This window comes from Mesotoga sp. B105.6.4, assembly GCF_002896535.1.
In the GTDB taxonomy this organism is placed as follows: Bacteria; Thermotogota; Thermotogae; order Petrotogales; family Kosmotogaceae; genus Mesotoga.
In genome coordinates this window covers 67572-91014 of the sequence record NZ_JWIM01000073.1, presented here as the reverse complement: position 1 = coordinate 91014, position 23443 = coordinate 67572, and the positions used below count along the sequence as shown (strand labels likewise).

Genomic DNA, 23443 nt, shown 5'->3' with positions numbered 1-23443 from the left:
AGGCAAATCCTACGCTGTAGAAATCGTTTTCTCGATATTACCGAGCAGAGCATCGGCTGAAAATGCGAGAAGCGCCGCCGGAATGGCCCCTTCAAGTACAAAGGCGGGATTCTCTGCGACAAGTCCGGCGATAATGGGCGACCCGAGGCCACCGGCCCCAATGGTTGCCCCCACAGTTGCCGTCCCGATGTTAATTACGACTGAAATCCGAATCCCCGACATGATTACTTTGAGCGCAAGCGGGAGCTCAATTCTAAACAGCACCTGCCAGGAAGACATACCCATTCCATATGCTGCTTCACGCACATCTGCGGGGATGTTTTCAATTCCCGCTATTGTGTTTCTTAAGATGGGAAGCAGTCCATAAAGCAGCAGAGCAGCGACCGTCGGTTTGAATCCAAATCCCAGCAACGGTACGGCGAGAGCGAGAACAGCGACGGGAGGGAAGGTCTGGCCGAGGGAACTCAGGCTTGAAACGAGAGGCAAGTACTGCCTGCCCATCGGACGTGTAACCAGCACTCCTATCGAGATGCCGATAATCGTGGCAAGTCCGCTTGATACGATGACCATCCAGAGATGTTCGGTCACCAGCTCCAACAAAGTCCCTCTTGGATGAAGAACCTGCTTCTCTCCGGGAAAGAGCCATCGCAGAAAGCTCTCCCACCATGCCATATTGGAGATGAGAAGGACAAAGGCCAGCAAGAACAGTCCCAACAAGACCCAGGATAAGACTCTACTTCTCTTCTCTGTCACTTCTGGTCAACTCCTGGATTCTGGTCATGCTTATCTGGCCGAGAAAACGTCCCGTTCTCTCGACGACCGGCAACGCCGCGGTTCCGCTTTCAAGCATTCTGGAAAGCGCCTCCTTAACAGTGCTGTCCGGACTCAAGATCTCTTCTTCCTTCATTTCAGTCAGAGCTTCTCTTACCGGGTTCTCCCTGCTCGAATGGGAGACATCTACCCAGCCGACAAGTCTCTTATCCTTGTCCAGCGCCCAGACGAACTCCTCTTCGATCTTGCCTAGCTGTTCCCAGCTTCCTGAAAGGTCTATCGCGAAGCTCTTCTCTATATACTCCCTGACCGGGATCCTCGAGAGCCTCTTCAGCGCTCTATCTGATCCCATGAAGTCGTGGACGAATTTCTCCTTCGGATGCGCCAGGATCTCTTCGGGAGTGTCATATTGAAGGATTCTGCCCGCTCTCATGACCGCGATTCTATCTGCAAGCCTTATCGCCTCATCTATATCATGGGTTACGAAGACGATCGTCTTGTGGAGGTCCTCCTGAATTCTGGCAAACTCGTCTTGGAGCCTCACTCTAGTTAATGGGTCTACCGCTCCGAAGGGCTCGTCCATCAGTATTATCGGGGGATCGGCTGCAAGCGCCCTCGCAACGCCGACTCTCTGGGCCTCGCCGCCAGACAGTTCTTTCGGAAGTTTCTTTGCATAAGATTTCGGCTCAAGCCCTACAAGCTCAAGCAGTTCAGAGATTCTTCTATCTATCTTCGATCTCTCCCACTTCAGCAGTCTCGGCACGGTGGCAATGTTATCCTTCACCGACATATGTGGAAAGAGCCCCACGTTCTGGATTACGTAACCTATTCCTCTCCTGAGCTGCTTCACATCCATGGCGGTTACGTCGTTGCCGTCTATCAGGATCTTCCCCGTTGTCGGTCTGACTATCCTGTTTATCATCTTGAGCGTAGTCGTCTTACCACATCCCGAAGGCCCGATTAGAACCGTCAGTTCGTTCGAGGGGATCTCGAAGGTAATCGAATCTACGGCCAGCGTATTCTCGTCGTATTTCTTTGTAACATCTTCAAATCTAATCATTGGCTCCCTCCGAGACTAACCCCTTAGGAGTCAGTATTCCTATAAGCAGCTGCATTAGGGAATCGACTATCAAAGCGAGAGCAACTATAGGCAACGCTCCTAGAAGGACAAGATCCATTGCGGCTTGACCGAGACCCTGAAATACGAAAACCCCTAGGCCTCCTGCTCCGATCAGGGCCGCCATGGTAGTATTCCCCACGGCCTGAACGGCCGCTGTTCTAACGCCAGCAAGGACAACCGGCAGCGAAATCGGAATCTCGACCTTTCCGAGAACCTGAATTCTGCTCATTCCCATCGCCCTGGCAGCCTCCACTGTATCTGTGGGAATGACCTTCAGACTTGAGTAAGTGTTTCTGACTATCGGGAGTAGCGAATACAGGACGAGAGCTATCATGGCCGGAGCCCAGCCGACACCCGTTATTCCTATCTCCCTAAGAAATGGCAGACTGCGTGAAAGGTAGGATAGCGGAGCTATTAGCAAGCCGAACAGGGCTATACTCGGAATCGTCTGTATGAAGTTCACAACAGCGAATACAGGTCTTTCGATCTTTGGAGACCTGTTGGCAACTATTCCAAGCGGCACTCCTATGAGTACTCCGGCGAGAACTGCTCCTCCTGCAATTACGAGATGCCTCACAGTCTCTTCAAGAAATCTGTTGCTTCTGTTTGCGTACTCCTTCATTATTGCAAGGTCTTTCAGATGACCCGAGCCTAGAAGCAACAGGAACAGGCCAATCGGAACCAAGACCAGAAGCGATGAGATGATCTTCCTGTCCTTCAGTCTTCTTCTGGCAGCGAATACAACAATGTAGCCGGCCAGGAGAAGAACCCACAAACCGGTGGAAGGGGAGACCCTTGCAAAGGGACCTGCCTTTGAAGCTATAGAGGCGGCATGCCTTCCGGCCAGAAAGAAGCCGAAGACGGGGGCAATCCCTCCCACGAGGCCCATCAAAAAGCTGAATCCCGCGTAGGACAAAAACAGGACTGCAAATGAGGCCACTAACAGGAGAGAGAGGCCCACACTTGAGAAGCTGCCTAAAGCTACGGGAAATGTCTCCGAGATTCTCGTCTCCTTAACTGAAAGGAATCCCGGGACCAGGAGAGACAACAACATGATGGCCATTCCTAGAATGGCCATCATGTCTCTTCGTTTGGAAATCAGCGTCATACCTCTAGTCAATCAGAGACTTCGCTATAAGGAACTGCTCGGCGACGTATCCCGCATCTAAACCTTCTATCGCTATCGAAGCGTTTAGCATCTGCAGCGTCTCGAGATCAAGAGCCTCGAAAACGGGTTTAAGGAGCTCCTCGATTTCCGGATAGGCTTCATGTATCTCCTTTCTAACGATCGGAGCGGGTTCATAAACGGGCTGAACTCCCTTGGTGTCTTCAAGGACCACCAACTTGAGAGCAGAGAGGGCGCCGTCAGTACCATATGCCATCGCGAGGTTTACACCGTCAATGTTCTGGGAAGCGGCCCTTATGGTCTGAGCGGTATTTCCTCCAGAGAAGGCAAGTAGCTGCTCATTTGAAAGCTCGAAGCCATAAGCCTCCTGAAAAGCCGGCATAGCGTCCGGTCTGGTAAGAAACTCCTCTGAAGCGGCCAGCTTAATGAAGCCGCCGCGATTTAGGTAAGACGCGAGGTCTTCAAGTGTCTTTATTCCTTCACTGTCGGAAAGATCCTTCCTGATCGCCAGAGCCCATGTATTGTTGGCAGGGGCGGGGGTTAGCCACACCAGGCCGTTGTTCTCAAAGTCGAGTCTCTTGACTGTCTCGAATCCCTGCTGCGCGTTTTTCCATATGCCCGGATCTGTGTTATCGAAAAAGAAACCTCCGTTGCCGGTGTACTCGGGATATATATCGATCTCTCCAGCAATGATCGCCTTTCTGATAACACTCGTAGTTCCGAACTCAGTCTTGTCGTTCACTTCAAAGCCATTCTTCTGTAGGACTATCACTATCATCTGTCCCAACAGTGCGCCTTCGGTATCTATCTTCGATGCGACCGTAATCGGTCCCTTCAGTGCAAAGCCAATGGCCGTCATTAGTATCAGTGCAATCAGCATTATTCTCTTCATACAACCAACCTCCATAATTCGTATTGCCGATAATTCTACTCCATTTAATTGTACACTATCTCTGAAAGTTTTCAATGCGCCGTTGTCTATGTTGACATATACATGTTCCGACTGAAAGCTCCAGCCCAGAATCTGAGACCCGGTTTCTCACTCTTTCCCATTTCGGCTCAGACAGATAACCCCAAAAAGAGAGAACCTGAAAGCAGCTGATTCACAGAGAGGCACAGGTTGTTCTCATCTATTCAAAGAAAGAAAGATTCGCGGCTACAACTAGAACCCCACGAAGGAGTATTGACTTCCATGCGCCACGAAATCCAACCACCTTTCTTCTCGAAGGGCTACCTCCATCGACTAACCCCGAAAGAGATCCCGCGAGCATTCTAATATACTCTTGCAAATACGGTCAGCCATCCAGCGTCATGAAGAGATTGTTCAATGATTCCACGAGCGTTGGGTGTGCAAAGACGCCGTCTCTGAGCGAAGTGAATGGAAGTCCGCCCATCATGGCAATCTGAATTGCAGATACAATCTCTCCGCCCTCAACTCCTAGAATGGCGGCACCGATAATCCGGTCTGTCTCTGAGTCGACAAGCGCCTTCATCAATCCCCGTGTCTCGTCCGTTTCAATGGCCCGGGCCACCCTGTCAAAAGGCAGCTTTGCCACGCGATAGCTGCACCCCCGACTCGATGCTTCCTTCTCGGTGAGGCCTATTCTTCCAAGTTGAGGATCAATGAATACTACATAAGGGACATCCCTTTCTTCTATCGTCGAGCTTCCCCCGTTCATAAGGTTCTCCCTCAATACTCTGAAGTCGTCGTAGGAAATGTGCGTGAAGGCCGGTCCACCTTTAACATCGCCTATCGCGTAAACTCCCTCCGAAGAGGTCTCCAGTTTGTTGTTTACCTTTATAAATCCCCTATCGTCAACCGCAACCCCGCTCTTTTCCAGATTCAGGTCGGGAGTATTGGGTAACCTGCCGGTCGCGAGCAGCAGATGGCTTCCGACTAACGTCGTTTCCTTCCCAGAAGACTGCACTCTCAGGCTTATCCTGTTTCCCCCGGCGCTTCTGATTTCAAGCGGCTCGGCATCTAGAAGGACATCGATGCCTTCGTCCCTCATAATTTCCAGAACCATGCCGGCAATGTCCTCATCTTCGCGTGAGAGCAGCTGTTTATCCCTTTGAATAATCGTCACTTCACTTCCAAAACGCCTGAACATCTGCCCGAACTCGAGACCAACGTAGCCGCCACCAACGATTATGAGGTGTTCCGGAAGCTCATCGAGCTCCATTATCGAAGTCGAGTCATAAGCCACTGAATTATCCAGCCCTCTTATCTCAGGTCTCGCAGGTCTCGTTCCGGTGTTTATGACGATGATGTCTGCTTCAAAGAACTCCGTACTTCCACTTAGAAGACTTATTTCGAGCTGTCTTTCCCTTACAAAACGCGCGCTGCCTTCTATCAATGATAGGTTTGGAGAATCGAGAATCCTTTTCTTGCTTCCTTCCCTGAAACTCTCAACCACTTCTTTTTTCCGCCGGATAACTCTTTCCAGATCGACAGAGAACTCCCCGGCATCAACTCCAAAATCTGCTGCGCGCTTTACCAGATGCGCTACTCTTGCGCTGGCTATCATGGTCTTTGTTGGAGTACACCCTTCATTGACGCATGTACCTCCAACTGCCTTTCTTTCCACAAGTGCGACCTTCCATCCTGCATCCGCAAGCGAAAGCGACAGAGGAGTGCCTCCCTGACCGGAACCGATAACTATCGCGTCGAATTTTTCCCTACCATCCTTCATTTCATCACCATCCTAATTTTCGCCATAGACATGCAGTTTTCACTGTTTTTCCGGTCAATCACTTGAAAGCAAAAGGCCCGATTCTTGATCTCTTCATCGGCCATGAGTTGGTGATTATGTTCAATCTTCTTTCGAAAAAGACTAAGCGATTCCTCACCAAGATGATCCACAAAGGATCGGGCAGAGAAAACCTGTCCTGTTCTGCTTTTCTATGAAGCCAGAACGGCCGACCAATCCGTTCAGAAGGCTGAAAAACTGCTCACTGCTATAGATCCTCTGGAGTCACTGAATCTCTGGATACCTCACAAGTATAGCATCGGGCAAATCAAAACAAATGAAGGAAAGAGTCTGTGATCGGAACTGAAGTTGCTTGAAGCCGGCTCTGTGTAGCGCCTATCTTAAATCCCGTCGATGGCATAGGAGCAAAGGCCGCTGCTAGTATAATTGTATGATCAGTGCAGGCCGGTGGTGAATAGAATGACTAGATACGATGAGCGTGACACGATGTTTGCCAGGATGAACTACGAAGCAGGATCTCCCGAGTACCGTGACTACTACTCCATGCATCCTGAGTTGAAAGAGGTTGATGACGATCTTCGAGGAAGACCGGATCTGTGCGACTTCTCTAGTCCGTCTTACGAGCCGTTTGAAGCTTCGGAAGTTCGTTCGAATTTCTCCCTGATAGAAGATCTTCGACCTCTATGCGAAGGTATGCCATCAAATAACAGATTTCGATCCGACTCGTCAAGCTTCACCGATCTAGTCAAAAGGGTCGCCCACGATTTTGGTGCAGATCTAGTAGGTGTGGCAGAAATGAAACCGGAGTTTTATTATAGCCACAGAGGCAGGCATCGAGAACACTACGGAAAGAAAATAACCGATCTACTTCCCTTTGGAATAGCATTCGCGATTGAAATAAAGAAGGATATGATTGACAGCGCACCGGCGATGACCGCAATGGTCGAAAGCTCCAGAACGTATCTGAAGGCAGCCACGATCGGACTAAGCATCTCCTATTTCATTCGAAGTCTTGGATACTCGGCTAGAAATCATATGGACGGAAATTATCTCGCAATTCTCCCTCTGGTGGCGGAAGCTTCAGGACTTGGCGTTTTCGGAAGACACGGCCTTCTCATCTCTGACAGGTTCGGCCCAAGAATAAAACTCGGACTGGTAACTACGGATATGCCTTTGAAGTGCGACCAATCAATCGATGTTGATCTAGAGAGCTTCTGCGGCAGCTGCGGTATTTGCTCAAAAAAGTGCCCGGCTTCTGCAATACCCGTCAATGGAAAGGAGATCGTAAACGGAACCAGGAGATGGAGAATTAGTCACGAGCTCTGTTACTCTTATTGGAGGACGAATGGAACCGATTGCGGTATTTGCATTAGGGTCTGCCCCTTCTCGAAAGGGATCGGCTTTTCACAGTCCATGTAATCAAAAGGCAAAACGCTCCGATTCTGAGATCCTCGGCTGCTTTCTCCAAACTGCTTAGGAGGTAGAAAGGTTTCCGTTTTCATCGAATTTGGGTTTTTGAAGGATCGTATGTAAGAATAACTACATGAGACTATAGGAGGGGTTACCATGAATGAAGTACTCAGTACAATTATCGAGTGGGCCATCAGAATAGGGATTAGCGTTGTAATCCTGCTGCTGGCAAAATGGCTGGCAGGTCTCTTCTACAAAACATTCATGAAATTCGCGGAGAAGACAACCGTTGTCTCCACTCAGTATCGTAAGACCATGAGAACGCTTTTCAATCTGGCGTTCTATGCGCTGGCAGCCTTCATAATCATCTCGGTTCTCTTCAAGAATCTGGCTCCTATGCTTGCCGGACTCGGAGTATCAGGTATTATTGTAGGTCTCGCAGTCAAAGAGCCTCTAGACAATTTCATCTGTGGAATTCTTATAATGATCAACAAGTTGGTTTACGAAGGGGAAGCCGTGGACATTGGCGGAACCTCAGGCGCGATTCAGGAGATAAAACTGAATCACGTACTGATCAAAACCTGGGACGGCAAGCTCGTAACCATACCGAGCAGAAACGTCTGGGCCGCAACGATAATTCACTTCTGGCCCGAAAATATAAGAAGAAACGATCTCACGGTAGGCGTTTCGTATTCGAGCGATCTGAACAAAGTGATGAAGATACTCGAGGATTCTGTCAACTCTTATGAAAAGCTATATGTAGACGACAATCACAAACCCATGATCCAGTTCACCGGGTATGGCGCGTCTTCGATCGACTTCGTCGTGAGATTCTGGGTGGAGAGGCCGGACTTCATTGCTTCAAGCACAGAACTCGCGAAGATCATAAAATCGAAATTCGATGAAAACGGAATAGAGATACCGTTCAGCCAGTTGGACCTGCATATTGTCGACAGCCCCAAAGAAGGCATAAGATTGGCCGGGAAGGAAAGCTGACCGAAGGGATCAGAGGGCAGAAACGTGGTCGGGGGTAGCAGGTTGGGGTAGGAAAGAGCGGAGTAAGACGCAAGGCGCCGGAATGCATCGGCGGACGCAGGGCTGCCTTCGGCAGGAAGCGATCTGAAAGCCAGTCAGATTTCGCGGGCTAGGAACCGCTGAACGCTGACGAAGACAACGTTGCCCGTCAACGGTCCAGAAAGGCCGCTGAACGCTGTTTAGAGCCGTCTTCGTTGAAATCAAACCCGAGAACCTTTTTCTTAGCATTTGCTCTTATAACTTGCAACTGTTCGCGTTTTCGCGTGGATCGAGATTCTGACCAGGACCTTCGTCAGAATGACGAAAAGCAAGAAAAGACTGTTATCCCCGTAGAACCTTCCCTTAAATCCACTTACCTGGTCATCCCGTGATGCACCTGCACGGGATCTGGTCTTCAAAACACGGTAAGGATCGAGATTCTGGCCAGAACCATGCCAGAATGACGGGAAGAAAGGCTGTAGTCCCGTAAGAGCACTCACTGAAGACTGTCATCCGAGGGCGGCTCTTTGCTCCTGGAGCTAAGCTTTCGTCTCTGACAAAGCTTTCTGCTAGGGCGAACAGCCGTTCGCCCCTACAAGAAGTGCATGATTTCGAATCAGCTCACAGATAAAAAAATCAGCCACCGACTCTTCCTTTCTTCCTGGCGCTCAAGCGCCAGCATCACTTCCTGGGATGATTTCCCCAGCATCACTTCCTCGCGCCAGCGAGCCTCACTTCCCGACGTAGTCGGCCTCGCCTCCTGCCGAGGGCAGCCTTGCGTCCACTGATGCTCCTCAGTGCATTGCGTCGGCCGATGTTCTTCGACGCCTTGCTTACCAGAGCTTCTCCGGGCAGTGGCTCTTCCCAGCGTTCAGCGGATCGCTGCCGCTCTTCACGAAATTGGTCTGACCATACTCCACGATCTGAGTTCGGGCGAGATTTCGATTTCCTTCGCAACGTAGAACCCAAAGGATTCATAGAATCCTAAGTTTGAAGGATTCTGCGTTTCAAGATAACAGGGAAGACCTTTTGAGTCTGCTTCATGCGCAAGAAGGCTAAGAAGTTGTTTGCCGATACCTTTCCCCTGAGAAGCTGGCGAAACAGCAATGAAAATCAGGTGAAGGTGATGTTCCTTTATGCATTCCTTGTGAACCCTCGAAATCGCCCTACCGACCTTCATAAGGCGATTTAGTGATCTTCCAGGAAATGTCAGCATCTTCAAGGCTCCGCTCCTTATCCAGACGCCAAGGCCCGGATCTTCTTTAGAGTCAATCCAGAGAATTATTCCGTTCATCTCGGATGAATCAAAGTACGCGGATCCTTTCTCCAGATAAGTCTTGAACATTACTCCATAGATCCTATTTACGTACTTTCTTGCTTTATCACTTAATACGTATTTGATCATCGGGTCATTAGCAAATGCTTCGGCAAGTAGCTCTATTGCCCTTCCGTGTTTTTTCGAGGAAACCTTAATCGGTTCGACCATACCATCACCCACTCTGAACTTTCCACTCTGTGAAGCGAAGGAATATACTACCGACGGAGTTATAATCTCAGGCAACACTCGAGAGCTGCCCAGAATACACGCTCTTTGTGATTCGAAGCTTCGGGATGGAATCGTCTGTCCCACTCTTCACCGCTCACATCGTCTCCGGACGAAAGGAGCTGGCCAAAGACCACATTTCTGAACTTAGAGACGGCCATGAGGGCCGAAGCCTCCATCTCGACTGTTATGCACCCTTCGTCAATTCTTCTGCTGACTATGCGCTTAGTCTCCCTGTAGAAGGCATCGGTTGTCCAGGTCTTTCCCTTTACATAAGGTATAGACAGCCTTCTCAATGTAGATTCGATCATCTCGATCACACTCTTATCGACTGAAATCTCTCTTGAGGGCTCCACGTAATGGAATGAGGTCCCCTCATCCCTGACTGCCGATTCCACTACGATGATCTCACCTCTCGGAATTTCTCTCTTCAACACTCCGCAGGAACCGCAGGCTACTGTCTTTCTTACTCCCAGGGCTATCAGCTCTTCATAGAAGCCCGCAGCGGATGGTGCTCCAAGTCCTGGATTCAACAGGGCAACTCTTTCTCCTCTGTGTTCGATCTCGTAGACGGGGAACAATCCTACCTCACTTCTCCTGTCAACGATCTTCTTCAGAAGACCCTTCTTCAAGAGACTCTCTATCACGCCCTGATAGAAGAGAATCACAGCTCTTTCGGGCATCTCAGGTATCGAGGAGATGACCTTCGTCGGTTCTATGACGGCCGGTCTTTCATAATCATGTGTCAGAAAAGGCAAACTCTTCTCCATAGCTTCCCCCTTTGCCACAATTTTAACAGTGTAGAAGAAATCTTGAGTCTTCTACAGACCTGACGCTTATGTAACCACACGCTTTATAATTATAATAAGTATGAATAAAGGTGAAATCGTGAAAACAAGAACGGTAATGGTTGCAGTCCTTCTTCTTGCGGTAATTTCCACAGCAGGTCTCTTGAACGATCCCCACAACAGGTATAGGCTTGAGCTCGATTATGAGATCGGGTTCTCAGGAGTCCTCTTTCACACGATTCAGTTCGGGCAAACGGGAACTGTTCTCGACTATGTCAAAGACGAGGGACAGGATGTTCTCTTCCCATATGAGAGATATACCGCCGGACTGGGTATCGGGAGGCACACTGTCTATATCAGCCACTTACCGTTCAAACGAAAGTGCAGCTGAAGAACGACCTCGTTGTTGACGGTGTCACCTTTCCTGCAGGAAGCGGTGTTCTTCTCAATTACGCTTTTCCCTCCTACAGGGTGAGTTACACCTATGACGTTTTGAGGAAGGGCAACAGCTATCTGGCTCTCGATCTGTCTCTTCAGTTGAGAAATGCCGACATCTACTTCGAATCACTGAACGGACCTCAATTCATCGCGAACAAGAACGTCGGTCCAGTACCGATTAGCAAAATTAAAGGCGAACTCTGGCTTGGCGAAAAGACTTACTTCGCAACAGATATCGACGGGTTCTACGCATCCAGCAGGTTCATTAACGGAGCGGATTTCGACTTCGAAGGATCGGTCCTTGACGCTTCATTGTGGGCAGGGCTGCTTCTCACAGATTATCTCGAGACCTATTTCAACATCCGTTTCATAGGTGGAACTGCGAAAGGCACCTCCGAAAACGCGAGTAGCCCCGATGGTTTCACAGACAACAAACTGGCTACCATAAACTTTAGCATAGGCTTTCTGCTGAAATAACACTGTCTTCATGATTTCCTTGACGGCCACACTGAGGCCGTCAAGTGATTCCTCGGCCGATTCTTGCTAAAGTACAGCACCTCCAATAGTCAATTATCGGGCTTTACCAGGATGCATATCACTTTCCGTTTCTGTCTATCGCTTACCCTGCCGTGAAAGTCATCGCGGCCGCGAAGCCTATGAATTCCTTTGCTCCCCGGAGATCGAAGATTTGCTATCAAAAGCATTTTCTGATATTCTATTATCAACATCATTGATCGGAGTCAACATTATGGAACACTTCAAAGCATTCAGAAAAGTGGACGAGATATTCGAGCTGTTCTTTGAGCAAAGCAGATGGAGGCTTACCGACATAGTGGCCAAGCTAGGTTATCCCAAAGCAACTGTGCATCATATTTTGTCTGCAATGACTGAACTTGACTACCTTACAAAAGACAAGAGCTTCTACATGCTCGGAAACAGGATCCTTCAACTGAGTGGTCTCATGCGGAGGAACCTCGAATTCAGAGAAGTGGCTTTGCCTTACCTTGAGGAACTAAGGAACGAAATAAATGAGACGATTCATCTCACATCTCTGTTCAGAGATCAAGTAATTTATCTCGAATGTCTGCACCCAACGCACGCTCTGCGCCCCCATTCGACCGTAGGAGTTACTGCATCTATGTATTGTACAGGCGTGGGGAAGGCCCTGCTCGCATTTCAGCCGGATTCTTACATAGACGGATATCTCGAGAGAGTGACTCTTGCGAGAAGAACGAAGAACACCATAACAGATAAGGAACAGCTCAGGAAGGAAATACAATGGATAAGAGAGCACGGATATGCGTACGACAGAATAGAACAGGAAGAAAGCATTAAGTGTATCGCCGCCCCAATACTTGATAATCACAAAGTTGCAAGATATGCTGTTAGCATTGCAGGCCCTGCCAACAGAATGACAGACGAAGCAATTGAGAGATACAAAGAACCATTCTTGAAAACAATAGGGAAACTGAACAAACTATTCATAGACTTCGCAACATAATAATTATGCAGAAATCCAACTAGTGCCCTTATCGAAATAGCCCTCTTAGCCTGAATATTCACCTGCAAGAGAGAGAATCTTCGTTCAACACGCATAATCATCTCTGGAATCTGTCCAACATCCGTGAATGGTGTTGGAGATTATGCTACTCATTTGGTAGAGTAGTTGTAGTTACCACATTGTTGAAACTAGTTCCACAATAATGAACACATAGGAAAATTTCCGATTGCGTGGATAATCGTGGCGCAAACTAAAATGTGAAAGGGGAATTGAGATGAAAAAACTGGTTGTTTTACTGGTTGTTGCTTGTATGTTTGTTTCATTTGGTCTCGCGGCTACCACACTGGAGAATGTTGTTAGAAACGGGAAACTCGTTGTTGCAACGGATATGACTGCAGTTCCGATGCAGTATAGGGACGCATCAGGGAAGCCGACTGGGTTTACCGTTGAGTTGATGGAACTTGCTGCAAGAGAAATGGGTGTTGAACTGGTCTGGCAAGACGTGGCATGGGAAAGTCTTATTCCGTCATTGCTCTCAGGAAAAGTAGATATGATAGCAGCAAACATGTCCATGACTCTAACAAGGATGAAGTCGATAAGATTCTCCGATCCATTCTTCCTGACAGGAATTGTCGCGATCGCTAGAAAAGACTCTCCTCTGGAGAGCTGGAGAGATCTGGCCGATCCTTCAGTCAAAATGGGTGCGACAATGGGTTCTGTTCACGCAGACTTCATTGAAGACGAATGGGGCAAAAAGGCGTCTCTATACGACAATCTTGCCGAATGGATGACTGATATCAAGTTGGGTAGAATCGACTCGGTTATGGACGACGAAATGATCTGTATTGAGTTAGTTAACAAGAACCCAGATCTGAAGATCCTTGATGGGTATGTGAGACCCGACACTTACGGACTCGCTTTCAGGCAGGACAAGGATTCCGACTCACTGGTTGAATGGTTCAACTGGTTCCTCAAGTGGGAGAAGCTGACTGGCGAGTACGGAAAGATCTACGAGAAGTACGTAGGCAAAGCCTGGGAACCTTCTTTCATTATTGACTAAGCCTGGAGAGTAGTTAATTCAAGACGAGATGGGGGCTAGCCCCCATCTCATTTTAGGAGTCGAAAGGGGAATTCTAATGGAACCAATTGTTCGAATCCGGGGTCTCAACAAATCCTTCGGAAAACTGCACGTTCTAAAAGACATCGAGCTAGATGTATTCGAAAGCGATGTACTGGTTCTTTGCGGACCGAGCGGAGCTGGGAAAAGCACCCTTCTTCGCTGCATAAACATGCTTGAAAACTTTCATGAGGGATCAATCGAAGTTCTCGGAAAAGACATTAAGCAGGCGAGAGCCAATTTGAGTTTTGTTAGAAAGAACACTGGAATGGTTTTTCAGCATTTCAACCTATTCCCTCACATTTCAGTAGTAGACAATGTTGCCCTGGCACCCATACTCGTAAAGAAGGTGCCCAAGGATGAAGCTCTCGAAAAAGCCAGGAAACTACTTGATCAAGTCGGATTATCTGCTAAGTACGATGCCTTTCCTCCTCAGCTTTCAGGAGGGCAAAAGCAGAGAGTTGCGATAGCGCGAGCTTTGGCAATGGATCCTAAACTAATGCTTTTTGATGAACCAACGTCAGCACTGGATCCAGAGATGATCAACGAAGTACTGGATGTCATGACTAACCTGGCACGCGGAGGAATGACGATGATCATTGTCAGCCATGAGATGGGTTTTGCGCGTCAGGTTGCCAACAAAATCGGTTTCCTGGATGACGGGAAGATAGTCGAGCTCACCCCTAAGGATGAGTTCTTCAACAACCCCAGGAGTGACAGAACCAAGGAATTCCTGAGTAAGATACTTTAGGTGATATCATGCTTGACATGAGAATGATCTCACAGTATCTCCCTGACTTTTTTGAGGCCTTATTGGAAACATTAAAGGTAGCGGCCCTGAGCGGTGTCTTTTCACTTCTAATAGGAACAGTGGTAGGAATACTATCAACAATGAAATCGAAGTTCGCCATTATTCCCGTAGGAATATACACTGGATTTATCAGGTCGACGCCTCTGCTTGTGCAGTTGTACTTCGTCCACTATGGCCTTCCAATTACCGGTCTGATGTTAACTTCCTTTCAGAGCGCCATAGTTGCGTTTTCTCTGAACAGCGGCGCCTATATATCTGAGATAGTACGTGGCGGTCTCAACTCAATTGACAAAGGACAGACAGAAGCCTCAAAGGCTCTCGGTTTGTCGTGGTTCCAGACGATGCGAAAGGTAATCTTGCCGCAAGTTTTTAGAAGTATTCTGCCTCCACTGATCAGCCAATTCTCGTATTTGATAAAAGACACAAGTCTTGCGGCAGTTCTAGTTATCCCCGAGCTTACTTATACTGCTCGAAAGATTGCCGCGAGAACATATATGCCATTCGAATCATTCGGTGTACCGATGCTTATGTATTTTGGAATATATCTGATTCTTGCTCTTTTAAGCGGTATTATAAGCAGAAATCAGAAGTCGGGACAATCGGATGCGAAGCGATGGTTCGGTTTTAAGAAGGTGGTATGATGCAAGACATATCTTTATTGCAGCAAATATTCAGACTCGGAGTTGCCTTCCTCAATAACCTGGCTTTCCTTCCATTCGTTCTGGGTATCGGTATAGTGCTGGGAATTGTGATCGCCTTAATTCGTTTTCATCGAATTCCTGTTATCTCGCAACTTCTGGCCATTGTTGTAGAGATAATCAGGGGATCGCCCTTCTTGATAATCGTCTATGCTATCTACTTTGCGCTGCCGTACGTTGGAATTGAATTGGGCGCGTTTCAAACGGGAATAGTCGTTCTTTCAGTTACGGCAACGGCATATCTTTCAGAGGTTTTCAGAAGCGGTCTTCTGTCTCTAGATAAAGGGCAGTTTGAAGCGGCCGAAGCTCTTGGAATGAACTACTTTCAAAAACTGATGCATGTAGTTTTGCCTCAGATCATAAAGGCAACAATGCCATCAATTGTGGGCCAAATAGTAATGACAATTAAAGATACTTCAATAATCTCGCTAGTTGGAATGGTTGAGATCGTAAGAACCTCCAGACAGATAATGCAGTTGACTCTAAGTCCTTTTACGGCATTCAGTATTGTGTCTGTGTTCTTCATACTTGTGTGCTATCCGCTTATTGTAGTATCAAAAAAACTAGAGGGAGGGATTGACAGATGAAATTCCAGCTCGAGTGCTCCAAGCTTGAGTTTTTCAGGCCCGATGCGTTCGCATTTATCAATGGCCTGAAGAAAGAACCACCCAAGCAGAAAATGATCAACCTTTCAATAGGTGCCCCGAACAGGTCCACCCCAAAATGGATAGTGGAGGTAATGAAGGAGAACCTGTCAAACCCGGCCTACCACACTTACCCGCCGCAGCATGGTGCTCCTGAACTATTGGAAGGTGTTGCAGACTGGTACAAGAAACGCTTCGGAGTAACTGTCAAGCCCGAAGAGAACGTGCTCGTTACGGTGGGAATCAAAGAGGCGATTTTCAATGCATTGCATGCACTGGTAAATGCCGGTGATTCGATCCTTGTTCCCGACCCCGGTTATCCAACCTATTTCGAAGCCGTTCTTTTCACCGGCGGAAAGCTTATCACTTACGATGGAGATGTTGATCCAATGGCTACTCTCGGCGAGATCGAGAGTCTTGCAGTGTTGCACAAGCCGAAAATGGTAATCGTCAATTACCCCTCAAATCCCACCGGCCGAGTGGCGAGCAAAGAGTATTACGAGAGACTCTCCGAGCTTTCGTGCAAATACGGTTTTGTTGTGATGAGCGATCTCGCTTACTCGGAAATCGCCTTTGACGGTCTGGAAGTGAACAGTTACTTCGAAGCACAACAGAATCTGGAACTTGGGCTGGAGTACTTCGCCTTCTCAAAAACTTACAACATGGCAGGTTGGAGAGTCGGAGCCATCGTTGCCGACAGGCGACTCATTGATTCAGTTAAGCTATATAAGTCGAAGATAGACTCAAACGTTTTTTATCCAATTCAGTTGGCTGCTGTAGCCGCAATGAAATCCACTCCCGACTCTTACTATCGTGAGTTGAAAGAGATCTATCAGGATAGGCGAGACGCGATTCTTGAAGGTCTGGAAGCTTCCGGGTTGTCTTTCACAGCACCTCAAGGAGCTATGTACGTTTGGATTTCCACTCCTGAAGGGACCGATCCCTGGAGCTTCACGGAAAAGCTCTACAGAGAGTACGGCATTCTTGTTGTTCCCGGAACCGCTTATGGTGCTAACGGTTCTAGGAAGGTTAGACTGGGCCTGGTGCAAGAGTTTGATGTAATGAAAGAGGCGGCCAGAAGATTGTCAGAAGGGAGATCATGGTGAGAAGATTACTTGAAGGGGTCGGAGTTGCTCCACTCACACCTATGAACGATGAGGGGTCCTGTGTTGATTACGGCGCAATAAAAGCTTATGTAGACTTTCTTTCCAATAAGGGCGTTGACGGTATGTTCGTTCTGGGCACGACCGGCGAGGGAACTTCTCTATCTCTTAAAGAAAGAAAGAAGACTCTCGAGTTATTCATTGAAGCAAATGAAGGAAGAATGACCGTTGTCTCTCATTGTGGAGCGGCGGTCTTTGAAGACATAATCGAACTTTTGGTACACTCAAGAAATTCTGGAGCAGATGCTGCCGCAGTTGTCTCGCCTTTCTTCTTTAATCACAAACAAGAGGAACTATTCTGGTTCTACGATAAGATTGCAGAAGCTGTCGATGATTTTCCACTTTACATCTACAACATACCATCGTTGACTAAGAACCCGGTGAGCGTCGAAGTTATTGCGCGATTGCATGAAAAGCACAAGAATATAGTCGGTCTTAAGGATAGCAGTGGTGACTTCGTGAATTCCACGAGTGTAATTCAGACTCTTCCTTCTACTTTCAACACGGTAGTCGGTTGCGACGCCGCATTCGCATCCGTCCTTATCGCCGGGGCTAAAGGTTGCGTTTCAGGACCTGGAGCAGTTTTCCCTGAGTTCTTCGTCAAGGTCCGCGATGCAGTTAGGGAAGGTAATATTGGGAAGGCATTTGAGGATCAAAAGTCGCTAACAAGGCTTACAATGGCCCTCGGAAATGGGGCAAATATCCCGTACATGAAACATGTTCTGGAAAGAAGAGGACTAGAAATGGGAGGAGTCAAGACACCTCTGAAAAACCTCACAGATGCGGAAATAGAATTACTTGACAATAATCTTGTTGCTGTTATGCATAAGATAGGCATTGATTTCTAGCTCTCTCAACAAAAGAAGCGCCTGGAGATCCTCCAGGCGCCTTAAATCATTTATCACAATATGACAGATTCACCGTTCTTTATCTCTATGGAGCTCCCCTGCAAAGCTCCGAACTTTTCTATGGGTTCGCTTGCCACTATTCTTACTCCATCCCTCTCATAGAGGAACAGGGCGTGTTCCGTGTCATCTCTCTCGGAATTCTGTCTTATGGCCCATACTTTCTCATAGTCAGTAAGAAAAGCGTTAATGGATGTGTACTTATAGTTGGCAGCCACGAAGCCCGACGTGATTTCTAGAGCTGTCTTCGGCTCATACCGCTCAAGATTACCGACGAGTATTTCGAAGTATCTCTGGGTATCTGTAGTTCCTTCGTCGCTTGCAAAATCATAAATCGTACCGTTGTGACAGAAGGCGTAATTCCTTCCCCTAACGGTTGCATAGAAGGGGTGCACATGCTCTAGATTGACTGTGTATCCCTTGGATGCCTTTCTAGAGTGGATTATGCCCACTCTGCAAATCGGCATCTTCACATCACTCTCAAAGATCACGCCCGAGCTATTGAATGTCTCTCTTCCTTCGCCGCGCACGGCATAACCCCAGCCGTCTCTGTGAGGACTTGAGATTCCCTTCTCGGAGATGCTGCTTAGAAGGGCAAATATCCAGCTTGTGTCGATATCTTCAACTGCTTTGAAGGCCAGCATTCTGCACATTTTTAATTCCTCTATTTGACTGACTCTGCTATCTCGAGAAAATACTTGTGAATTCTCAGATCATCTGTCAGTTCGGGATGAAAGGAAGCGGCTATCACTCTGTTCTGCCGAACAAGTACCGGCGAACCATCGTAGCTTGCCAGAACTGCCACTTCTCTTCCTGTCGATTCAATCTTCGGAGCCCTTATGAACACAGCTCTAAACGGTTCCGTACCGATCTCATCTATCTGGATATCGGTCTCGAAACTGTTGATCTGTCTTCCGTATCCATTCCTTTTCACACTAATATCCAGAGCGCTTAAAGAGTCCTGATTAGAGACGTTTTCGATAGCCTTCGAGAGGAGAATCATGCCCGCGCAAGTAGCGAAAGCAGGCATTCCGCTCTTCAACCTCTCCTCAAGAAGCTCCCACATCTCAAATCTCTTCAGGAGTCTGATCATCGTGGTAGATTCACCACCAGGCATAACCAGTGCTTTGACGGAAGATAGCTCCTTTGAATCCTTCACCCAAATAGCTTCCGCCCCCGCACTATTCAGAGCCAAAAGATGTTCCTGAATTGCACCCTGAATTCCGAGAACTCCTATTTTCAACTCTTACCAGCCTCTTTCTTCCATCCGGACTTCGAGAGTCCCGATCTCGAGACCGTCCATGGCATCCCCAACATCTTCAGAGATTTCGGCTAGCTTTTCGGGGTTATCATAGTGCATAACTGCTTCCACTATTGCCTTAGCCATTCTTGCAGGGTCTTTGGATTTGAAGATTCCCGAACCGACAAAGACTCCATCGCAGCCGAGCATCATCATGAGCGCAGCATCGGCCGGCGTGGCTACTCCTCCCGCGGCGAAGTTGACAACGGGAAGTCTTCGGAGCTCCCTAACCTGGCTCAGAATCTCGACAGGTGCGCCGATCTCCTTTCCGTAGTGGACGAGCTCGGCATCATTCATCATCTGAACCTTTCTGACTTCTTCATTGACCGTTCTCATGTGCTTGACGGCTTCGATAATATTTCCTGTACCGGCCTCTCCTTTTGTACGAATCATCGCGGCTCCCTCTGCGATTCTCCTAACCGCCTCGCCGAGATTTCTGGCTCCACAGACGAAGGGAACGGTGAATATCCGCTTGTCTATGTGATATCTGTCATCAGCCGGTGTAAGGACTTCAGATTCATCTATGAAGTCAACTCCGATGGCTTCAAGGATCTTCGCTTCGGCGATATGGCCGATCCTTACCTTAGCCATGACTGGGATCGTAACGGAATCCATGATCTCTTTGATAAGGCCAATCTTGGCCATTCGGGCTACTCCGCCCTCTTTTCTTATATCTGCCGGTACTCTCTCAAGAGCCATAACAGCTGTGGCGCCAGCCTCCTGAGCTATCTTCGCCTGCTCGGGATTCGTTACGTCCATGATGACGCCGTTCTTGAACATTTCAGCGAACCCTTTTTTCACTGTCCAGGTTCCCTTTGCTTCCATTTTCAACACCTCTCTTCTTTATCGTTGTTCCAATAGTTGCTATCTAATCCACTTAGTCTTGAAGAGTCTCTCTTTCCCCTTCCAACTTTGGCACACGGCCTTCCGTCAACTTCAACGATGTCTGCGGTGAAGTCCACCTTGTTCTTGAGCAGAGATGAGCCAACCCCGTAGACGTCTGCGGGGACATTCAACTTCTCGAAGAGGTCTATCTTCTCTGCCGTGAAGCCACCCGAAACAATGATCTTCAGATCCTTCATTCCTAGCCTGTCGAATTCCTTTCTTGCCCTCCATACAAGCTCCGGACAGACACCTAGAGAAGATGAGTCTTTCGGAACAACCGACATGTCTCTCAGACTGCCCGAGGTATCGAACCTGACACCCCAAATCTTTCCTTTTCCCGGGCCTATAACACAAGAGGGATCCGTCTGACCCGGAAGAAATTCTTCCCCAGTCTCGGTTTTGTACGTTCGTGCAACGCAGTCCACGGTGGTTCCTATAACATCGTTGTCCCAATCAACCAGAACGATTCGATTGACAGTCGGTTTTATATATCGATCGAATGCAATCGATGCCTCGGCCGTATCGCCTTTATATACTGCGATAAGCGCGTGAGGTATCGTCCCCATGCTCTCAACGCCCCAGTAATCTGCATTCGCATCGGTAGAGACTCCGAAGGCCCCGGCCTTGAGCGCCGCGTATCCGTCCGTTGCCTGAGTCCAGAAGTGATCGAATCTGGCACTGAAGAACAGAATCTCCTTTCCTCTGGCGGCCTTCACGACGGACTTGACGGCAGTCGCAGTTGAGGAGGCTCTCGCAATAACACCCAGCAATATGGTTTCGAGATACGAGAAATATCTGGGGTCGCCTTCTATCGTCATAACAGGTTCCATATCCTTTGCTTCATCACCATCATACAAGGCGCGAACTTCGAGTTCTGGCCATTTGTCAACCCAGAGATCATTCAGCTTCATCTTCAGATCCCATTTTCGAGCGGTCAGTTCCACCAGTGCCTGCCGATCCATCTCCCAGGCTGCGTGGTTGACTGCCTTCTCAATCTCCAATACCTCTTCGAAGAGCCTCTTCGCCTCTTCTTCATTAGAGTAATAGCCGGTTCCAAAGCGAAGAATGGCCAGGGCTTCGTCAATTCCCACTATTGTCGAATCTCTCCTCGGGAAAAACTGATAGAGTACCCTCGACTTTTTCTCTGCTTTCTTGAGGACTTCGACAAGTCTCGTGAAGTATTTGTCCGAGTAGTAGCCTGATCGCATCTTATCTATCGGAACCTTGAAGACCCTCGGGTCGATTCTGCACTTGTTCACGGAATGCCCCCTACTGTCGCCGTATTTGCGAGCAAAAATCGCCGGAACACAGTATCCGGTAACCTGATTATATAATAATAAGTCACTTTCGGCTCACGACCGCTGCTTATTCTCATGAATTGGACCAGCCCAAAAAGAAACCGGCCACAAGGCCGGTTCCCAAGACGTTATCTGCTCTATATCCAGTCTATCGATATCTTTGACATATCTGATTTCACATTGATCTGACAGGTCGTTACTGCCTTATCTATGTTGGTCGAGACATAGCCCTTTTCTCTCTCCATAAGGTTGTTGAAATTGCTCCAGTTCAACTCACCTTCGTGAAGAATGCTTAAAGCAACGTCTTTGGGAGCCCTTATATTCAGAGAAGTCACTTCACAATCTATATCCACAATCGAGTCTCTCAATTGGGAGGGGATTATAGACAATCTGGAGAGCGATGTCTTGATTGTCGCCCTGTCTAGATTGATGTTCGAAAAGTCAAGCACTGTATCGGCTCCATCAAGCGTAGCCTCGACCCTTACAACAGGCTCCGAATTGACTTCGATGTTCATTCTCGACTTTGACAAGACACTTGAAACGCCGGATTTTGCTTTGCACCTCGCCCTTACAATGCCCTTTCCCTTATCCATATCGTATTTCAGATCCCCGTTAAAGCTCATTCTATCGAAACTTACGTTTGCATCAACTCCGTTGGATGTGTTGTCCATAAGCAGCACCTTTGTAAGGTTAACTTCCAGTTCAATATCTAGTTCGTCGAATTCTTTGGGTCTTGACATATTTAGAACCTGTCTGGTCGAGCTCGGCGCCTTTCCCAGCTTGAAACTCTTCTTGAAAAGCGTCACAACACCCCATCCCACTATGTAAGATCCTATCATGGCTACAATGAGTTCCCAGAAGCCCCATCCTCTGAACCCTTTGATAATATTCCAGCCTATCAGAAGGTCAATAACAAGAATTCCTCCGAATATCAAACTACCCATATGTTCCGACTTAAATCTTCTAAACACCTTAAGCCCATGATAGATGAAGATAATGGCAAAGAAGATTTCAATTGTAAAGGCAAAGCTCGGTATTATATGGGTTACCGAAAGAATGATCAGTATTCCCAGGAAAATCGCAAATAGTGCTCCAAATCTCATCTCTTATCACCCTCTTCCTTTAGTCAGGTCGATTTCGGTTTTTCAGGTGCCTCTGGCTCTTCGGAAGACTCTTCGCTTTCAGCATTTTCCTCTGTCATTACTACATCTACTGAGTCTTTAAGCTTCTTAAGCTCCTCGTCGACTTCTAGCATCTCTTCAATCTCCTTTTCGGAGTATCCAAGTATTCCCAGCATCTCGACAGCATACTCTTTCGTAAGTTTCCCTTCTTTGAAAAGCAGAAGTATCTTCTTGGTCTCCTGATCCTGGAGATTCTCTTCCACGGTCGCTCGATCGGATCTTCGATCTTCCGAAGCCTTTGGTGCCGTCTCAACCTTGACTTCTTTGGCAGGCGTTCCCCTGTACTTGGCATTTATAATGAGATCTCCCGACACGCTGCTCATTTTCAGGTATTCCTGTGGCTCTCCGTTTCCCGACCTGTAATGCTTCTTGTCTACTTTAACAAGTCCTACGTCAGAGGAGACATCACCGCTTACCGATGAGATAGTGGCATCAAATCTTGGCTCATCGGAATAAGAGATAATTGCATCCCCGCTTACCGTAGAAACACTTGTGTCTCTTTCCATCGGAGGAAGCCCCTTTATATTCAGATCGCCAGAAACTGAGCCAAATTTACCCCTTCGGTAGTTCGAAGCGACGAAAGTCAAGTCCCCGCTTACTGTGCTGAAATTGAACTCGTTCATCGAACAGTTCTCTATCTTGACATCACCGCTGACGTTGTTTATCTTAAGGCCTCTAAGATCAAAATCAGTAATACTTATGTCGCCGGAAACGTTGTTTGCATCAAGTTCCTGGATGCCTCTTGGCACCAGAAGCCTTATATTCTCGACATCCGCTCCGCCGTCAAAGAGATTCTTTATAAAAGGAATATTGATGTTAGTACCCTTCTGGAATCTTATCGTAAGCTTCTTTCCTGACCTCTCGGCTTCGGGAACATAATCTTTCGAATCCACTTCGACGTACGCAATCACATTTCCCTCTTCAACAAGGTCGATCTGAAGATCCGCGCTAGCCGAGGTTGTCTTCAAAATCTCAATACCCGAGCTGTCGAATTCAAACTTTTTCTCCACGACCATACC

Annotated in this window: 24 protein-coding genes; 11 read left to right on the top strand and 13 right to left on the bottom strand. The window is 47.9% G+C overall.

Going from position 1 to position 23443, the window contains the following annotated elements; translation table 11 throughout:
- Nucleotides 1-9 precede the first annotated feature (9 nt).
- From RJ60_RS13385 to RJ60_RS13365, 5 genes are all read right to left on the bottom strand, one after another.
- The gene (locus RJ60_RS13385; RefSeq protein ID WP_103135046.1) at nt 10-753 is read right to left on the bottom strand and encodes an ABC transporter permease; all 744 of its coding nucleotides are present in this window, start codon (nt 751-753) and stop codon (nt 10-12) included.
- A complete protein-coding gene (locus RJ60_RS13380) occupies nt 734-1831 on the bottom strand; it encodes an ABC transporter ATP-binding protein (RefSeq protein ID WP_103135045.1) in 1098 nt (365 codons plus the stop codon). The genes RJ60_RS13385 and RJ60_RS13380 overlap by 20 nt, the downstream gene beginning before the upstream one ends.
- Nucleotides 1824-2999 (bottom strand): ABC transporter permease, encoded by a 1176-nt coding sequence (locus RJ60_RS13375; protein ID WP_180979958.1) that lies wholly within the window; start codon nt 2997-2999, stop codon nt 1824-1826. The genes RJ60_RS13380 and RJ60_RS13375 overlap by 8 nt, the downstream gene beginning before the upstream one ends.
- 4 nt (nt 3000-3003) lie before the next feature.
- A complete protein-coding gene (locus RJ60_RS13370; RefSeq protein ID WP_103135044.1) occupies nt 3004-3909 on the bottom strand; it encodes an ABC transporter substrate-binding protein in 906 nt (301 codons plus the stop codon).
- Between the two features lie 403 nt (nt 3910-4312).
- Nucleotides 4313-5710, bottom strand: coding sequence for a mercuric reductase (locus RJ60_RS13365; protein WP_103135043.1), 1398 nt, complete (start codon nt 5708-5710; stop codon nt 4313-4315).
- A 477-nt stretch (nt 5711-6187) separates the two neighbouring features.
- Between RJ60_RS13365 and RJ60_RS13360 the strand changes: the two genes are divergently transcribed.
- Nucleotides 6188-7147 carry a 4Fe-4S dicluster domain-containing protein gene (locus tag RJ60_RS13360; RefSeq protein ID WP_103135042.1) on the top strand — a complete coding sequence of 320 codons (960 nt, stop codon included), beginning with the start codon at nt 6188-6190 and terminating at the stop codon, nt 7145-7147.
- A gap of 147 nt (nt 7148-7294) precedes the next feature.
- On the top strand, nt 7295-8134 hold the full coding sequence (locus tag RJ60_RS13355) for a mechanosensitive ion channel family protein (RefSeq protein WP_103135041.1): 840 nt from the start codon (nt 7295-7297) through the stop codon (nt 8132-8134).
- A 910-nt stretch (nt 8135-9044) separates the two neighbouring features.
- Here the strand turns inward: RJ60_RS13355 and RJ60_RS13350 are convergent.
- Nucleotides 9045-9713 (bottom strand): N-acetyltransferase, encoded by a 669-nt coding sequence (locus RJ60_RS13350; protein ID WP_258006340.1) that lies wholly within the window; start codon nt 9711-9713, stop codon nt 9045-9047.
- Nucleotides 9698-10465: a nucleoside phosphorylase gene (locus RJ60_RS13345; protein ID WP_103135039.1), complete on the bottom strand. Its 768-nt coding sequence runs from the start codon at nt 10463-10465 to the stop codon at nt 9698-9700. The genes RJ60_RS13350 and RJ60_RS13345 overlap by 16 nt, the downstream gene beginning before the upstream one ends.
- A gap of 118 nt (nt 10466-10583) precedes the next feature.
- Here RJ60_RS13345 and RJ60_RS16355 point away from each other — a divergent pair, with 118 nt between their 5' ends.
- The 9 genes from RJ60_RS16355 to RJ60_RS13305 all read left to right on the top strand — a co-directional run bounded on the left by RJ60_RS16355 (nt 10584) and on the right by RJ60_RS13305 (nt 17703).
- Nucleotides 10584-10874 carry a hypothetical protein gene (locus tag RJ60_RS16355; RefSeq protein ID WP_258006339.1) on the top strand — a complete coding sequence of 97 codons (291 nt, stop codon included), beginning with the start codon at nt 10584-10586 and terminating at the stop codon, nt 10872-10874.
- Nucleotides 10865-11398, top strand: coding sequence for a hypothetical protein (locus RJ60_RS13340; protein ID WP_258006338.1), 534 nt, complete (start codon nt 10865-10867; stop codon nt 11396-11398). The genes RJ60_RS16355 and RJ60_RS13340 overlap by 10 nt, the downstream gene beginning before the upstream one ends.
- 271 nt (nt 11399-11669) lie before the next feature.
- Complete coding sequence (locus RJ60_RS13335) at nt 11670-12422, top strand: IclR family transcriptional regulator (RefSeq protein ID WP_146028931.1); 753 nt, start codon at nt 11670-11672, stop codon at nt 12420-12422.
- Nucleotides 12423-12696: 274 nt separating this feature from the next.
- Nucleotides 12697-13482, top strand: coding sequence for an ABC transporter substrate-binding protein (locus RJ60_RS13330; RefSeq protein ID WP_103135037.1), 786 nt, complete (start codon nt 12697-12699; stop codon nt 13480-13482).
- 76 nt (nt 13483-13558) lie between these two features.
- Nucleotides 13559-14290, top strand: a complete 732-nt coding sequence (locus RJ60_RS13325; RefSeq protein ID WP_146028930.1) for an amino acid ABC transporter ATP-binding protein — start codon at nt 13559-13561, stop codon at nt 14288-14290.
- 8 nt (nt 14291-14298) lie between these two features.
- Nucleotides 14299-14991 (top strand): amino acid ABC transporter permease, encoded by a 693-nt coding sequence (locus tag RJ60_RS13320; RefSeq protein ID WP_103135036.1) that lies wholly within the window; start codon nt 14299-14301, stop codon nt 14989-14991.
- Nucleotides 14988-15635: an amino acid ABC transporter permease gene (locus RJ60_RS13315; RefSeq protein WP_258006337.1), complete on the top strand. Its 648-nt coding sequence runs from the start codon at nt 14988-14990 to the stop codon at nt 15633-15635. The genes RJ60_RS13320 and RJ60_RS13315 overlap by 4 nt, the downstream gene beginning before the upstream one ends.
- A complete protein-coding gene (locus RJ60_RS13310) occupies nt 15632-16798 on the top strand; it encodes a pyridoxal phosphate-dependent aminotransferase (RefSeq protein WP_103135034.1) in 1167 nt (388 codons plus the stop codon). Before RJ60_RS13315 ends, RJ60_RS13310 begins: the two co-directional genes overlap by 4 nt.
- Entirely contained in the window at nt 16792-17703 is a 912-nt protein-coding gene (locus tag RJ60_RS13305) for a dihydrodipicolinate synthase family protein (protein WP_103135033.1), read from the top strand. Before RJ60_RS13310 ends, RJ60_RS13305 begins: the two co-directional genes overlap by 7 nt.
- 53 nt (nt 17704-17756) lie before the next feature.
- Here RJ60_RS13305 and RJ60_RS13300 read toward each other — a convergent pair whose 3' ends face one another.
- From RJ60_RS13300 to RJ60_RS13275, 6 genes are all read right to left on the bottom strand, one after another.
- On the bottom strand, nt 17757-18413 hold the full coding sequence (locus tag RJ60_RS13300) for a class II glutamine amidotransferase (protein ID WP_258006336.1): 657 nt from the start codon (nt 18411-18413) through the stop codon (nt 17757-17759).
- Nucleotides 18414-18424: 11 nt separating this feature from the next.
- Nucleotides 18425-19003, bottom strand: a complete 579-nt coding sequence (pdxT, locus tag RJ60_RS13295) for a pyridoxal 5'-phosphate synthase glutaminase subunit PdxT (RefSeq protein WP_103135032.1) — start codon at nt 19001-19003, stop codon at nt 18425-18427.
- Nucleotides 19004-19006: 3 nt separating this feature from the next.
- Complete coding sequence (gene pdxS / locus RJ60_RS13290) at nt 19007-19885, bottom strand: pyridoxal 5'-phosphate synthase lyase subunit PdxS (RefSeq protein ID WP_103135031.1); 879 nt, start codon at nt 19883-19885, stop codon at nt 19007-19009.
- Between the two features lie 2 nt (nt 19886-19887).
- On the bottom strand, nt 19888-21153 hold the full coding sequence (locus tag RJ60_RS13285) for a nicotinate phosphoribosyltransferase (protein WP_180979968.1): 1266 nt from the start codon (nt 21151-21153) through the stop codon (nt 19888-19890).
- Between the two features lie 227 nt (nt 21154-21380).
- The gene (locus tag RJ60_RS13280; RefSeq protein WP_103135029.1) at nt 21381-22346 is read right to left on the bottom strand and encodes a hypothetical protein; all 966 of its coding nucleotides are present in this window, start codon (nt 22344-22346) and stop codon (nt 21381-21383) included.
- Between the two features lie 23 nt (nt 22347-22369).
- Entirely contained in the window at nt 22370-23440 is a 1071-nt protein-coding gene (locus RJ60_RS13275; RefSeq protein ID WP_103135028.1) for a DUF4097 family beta strand repeat-containing protein, read from the bottom strand.
- Nucleotides 23441-23443: the final 3 nt, after the last annotated feature.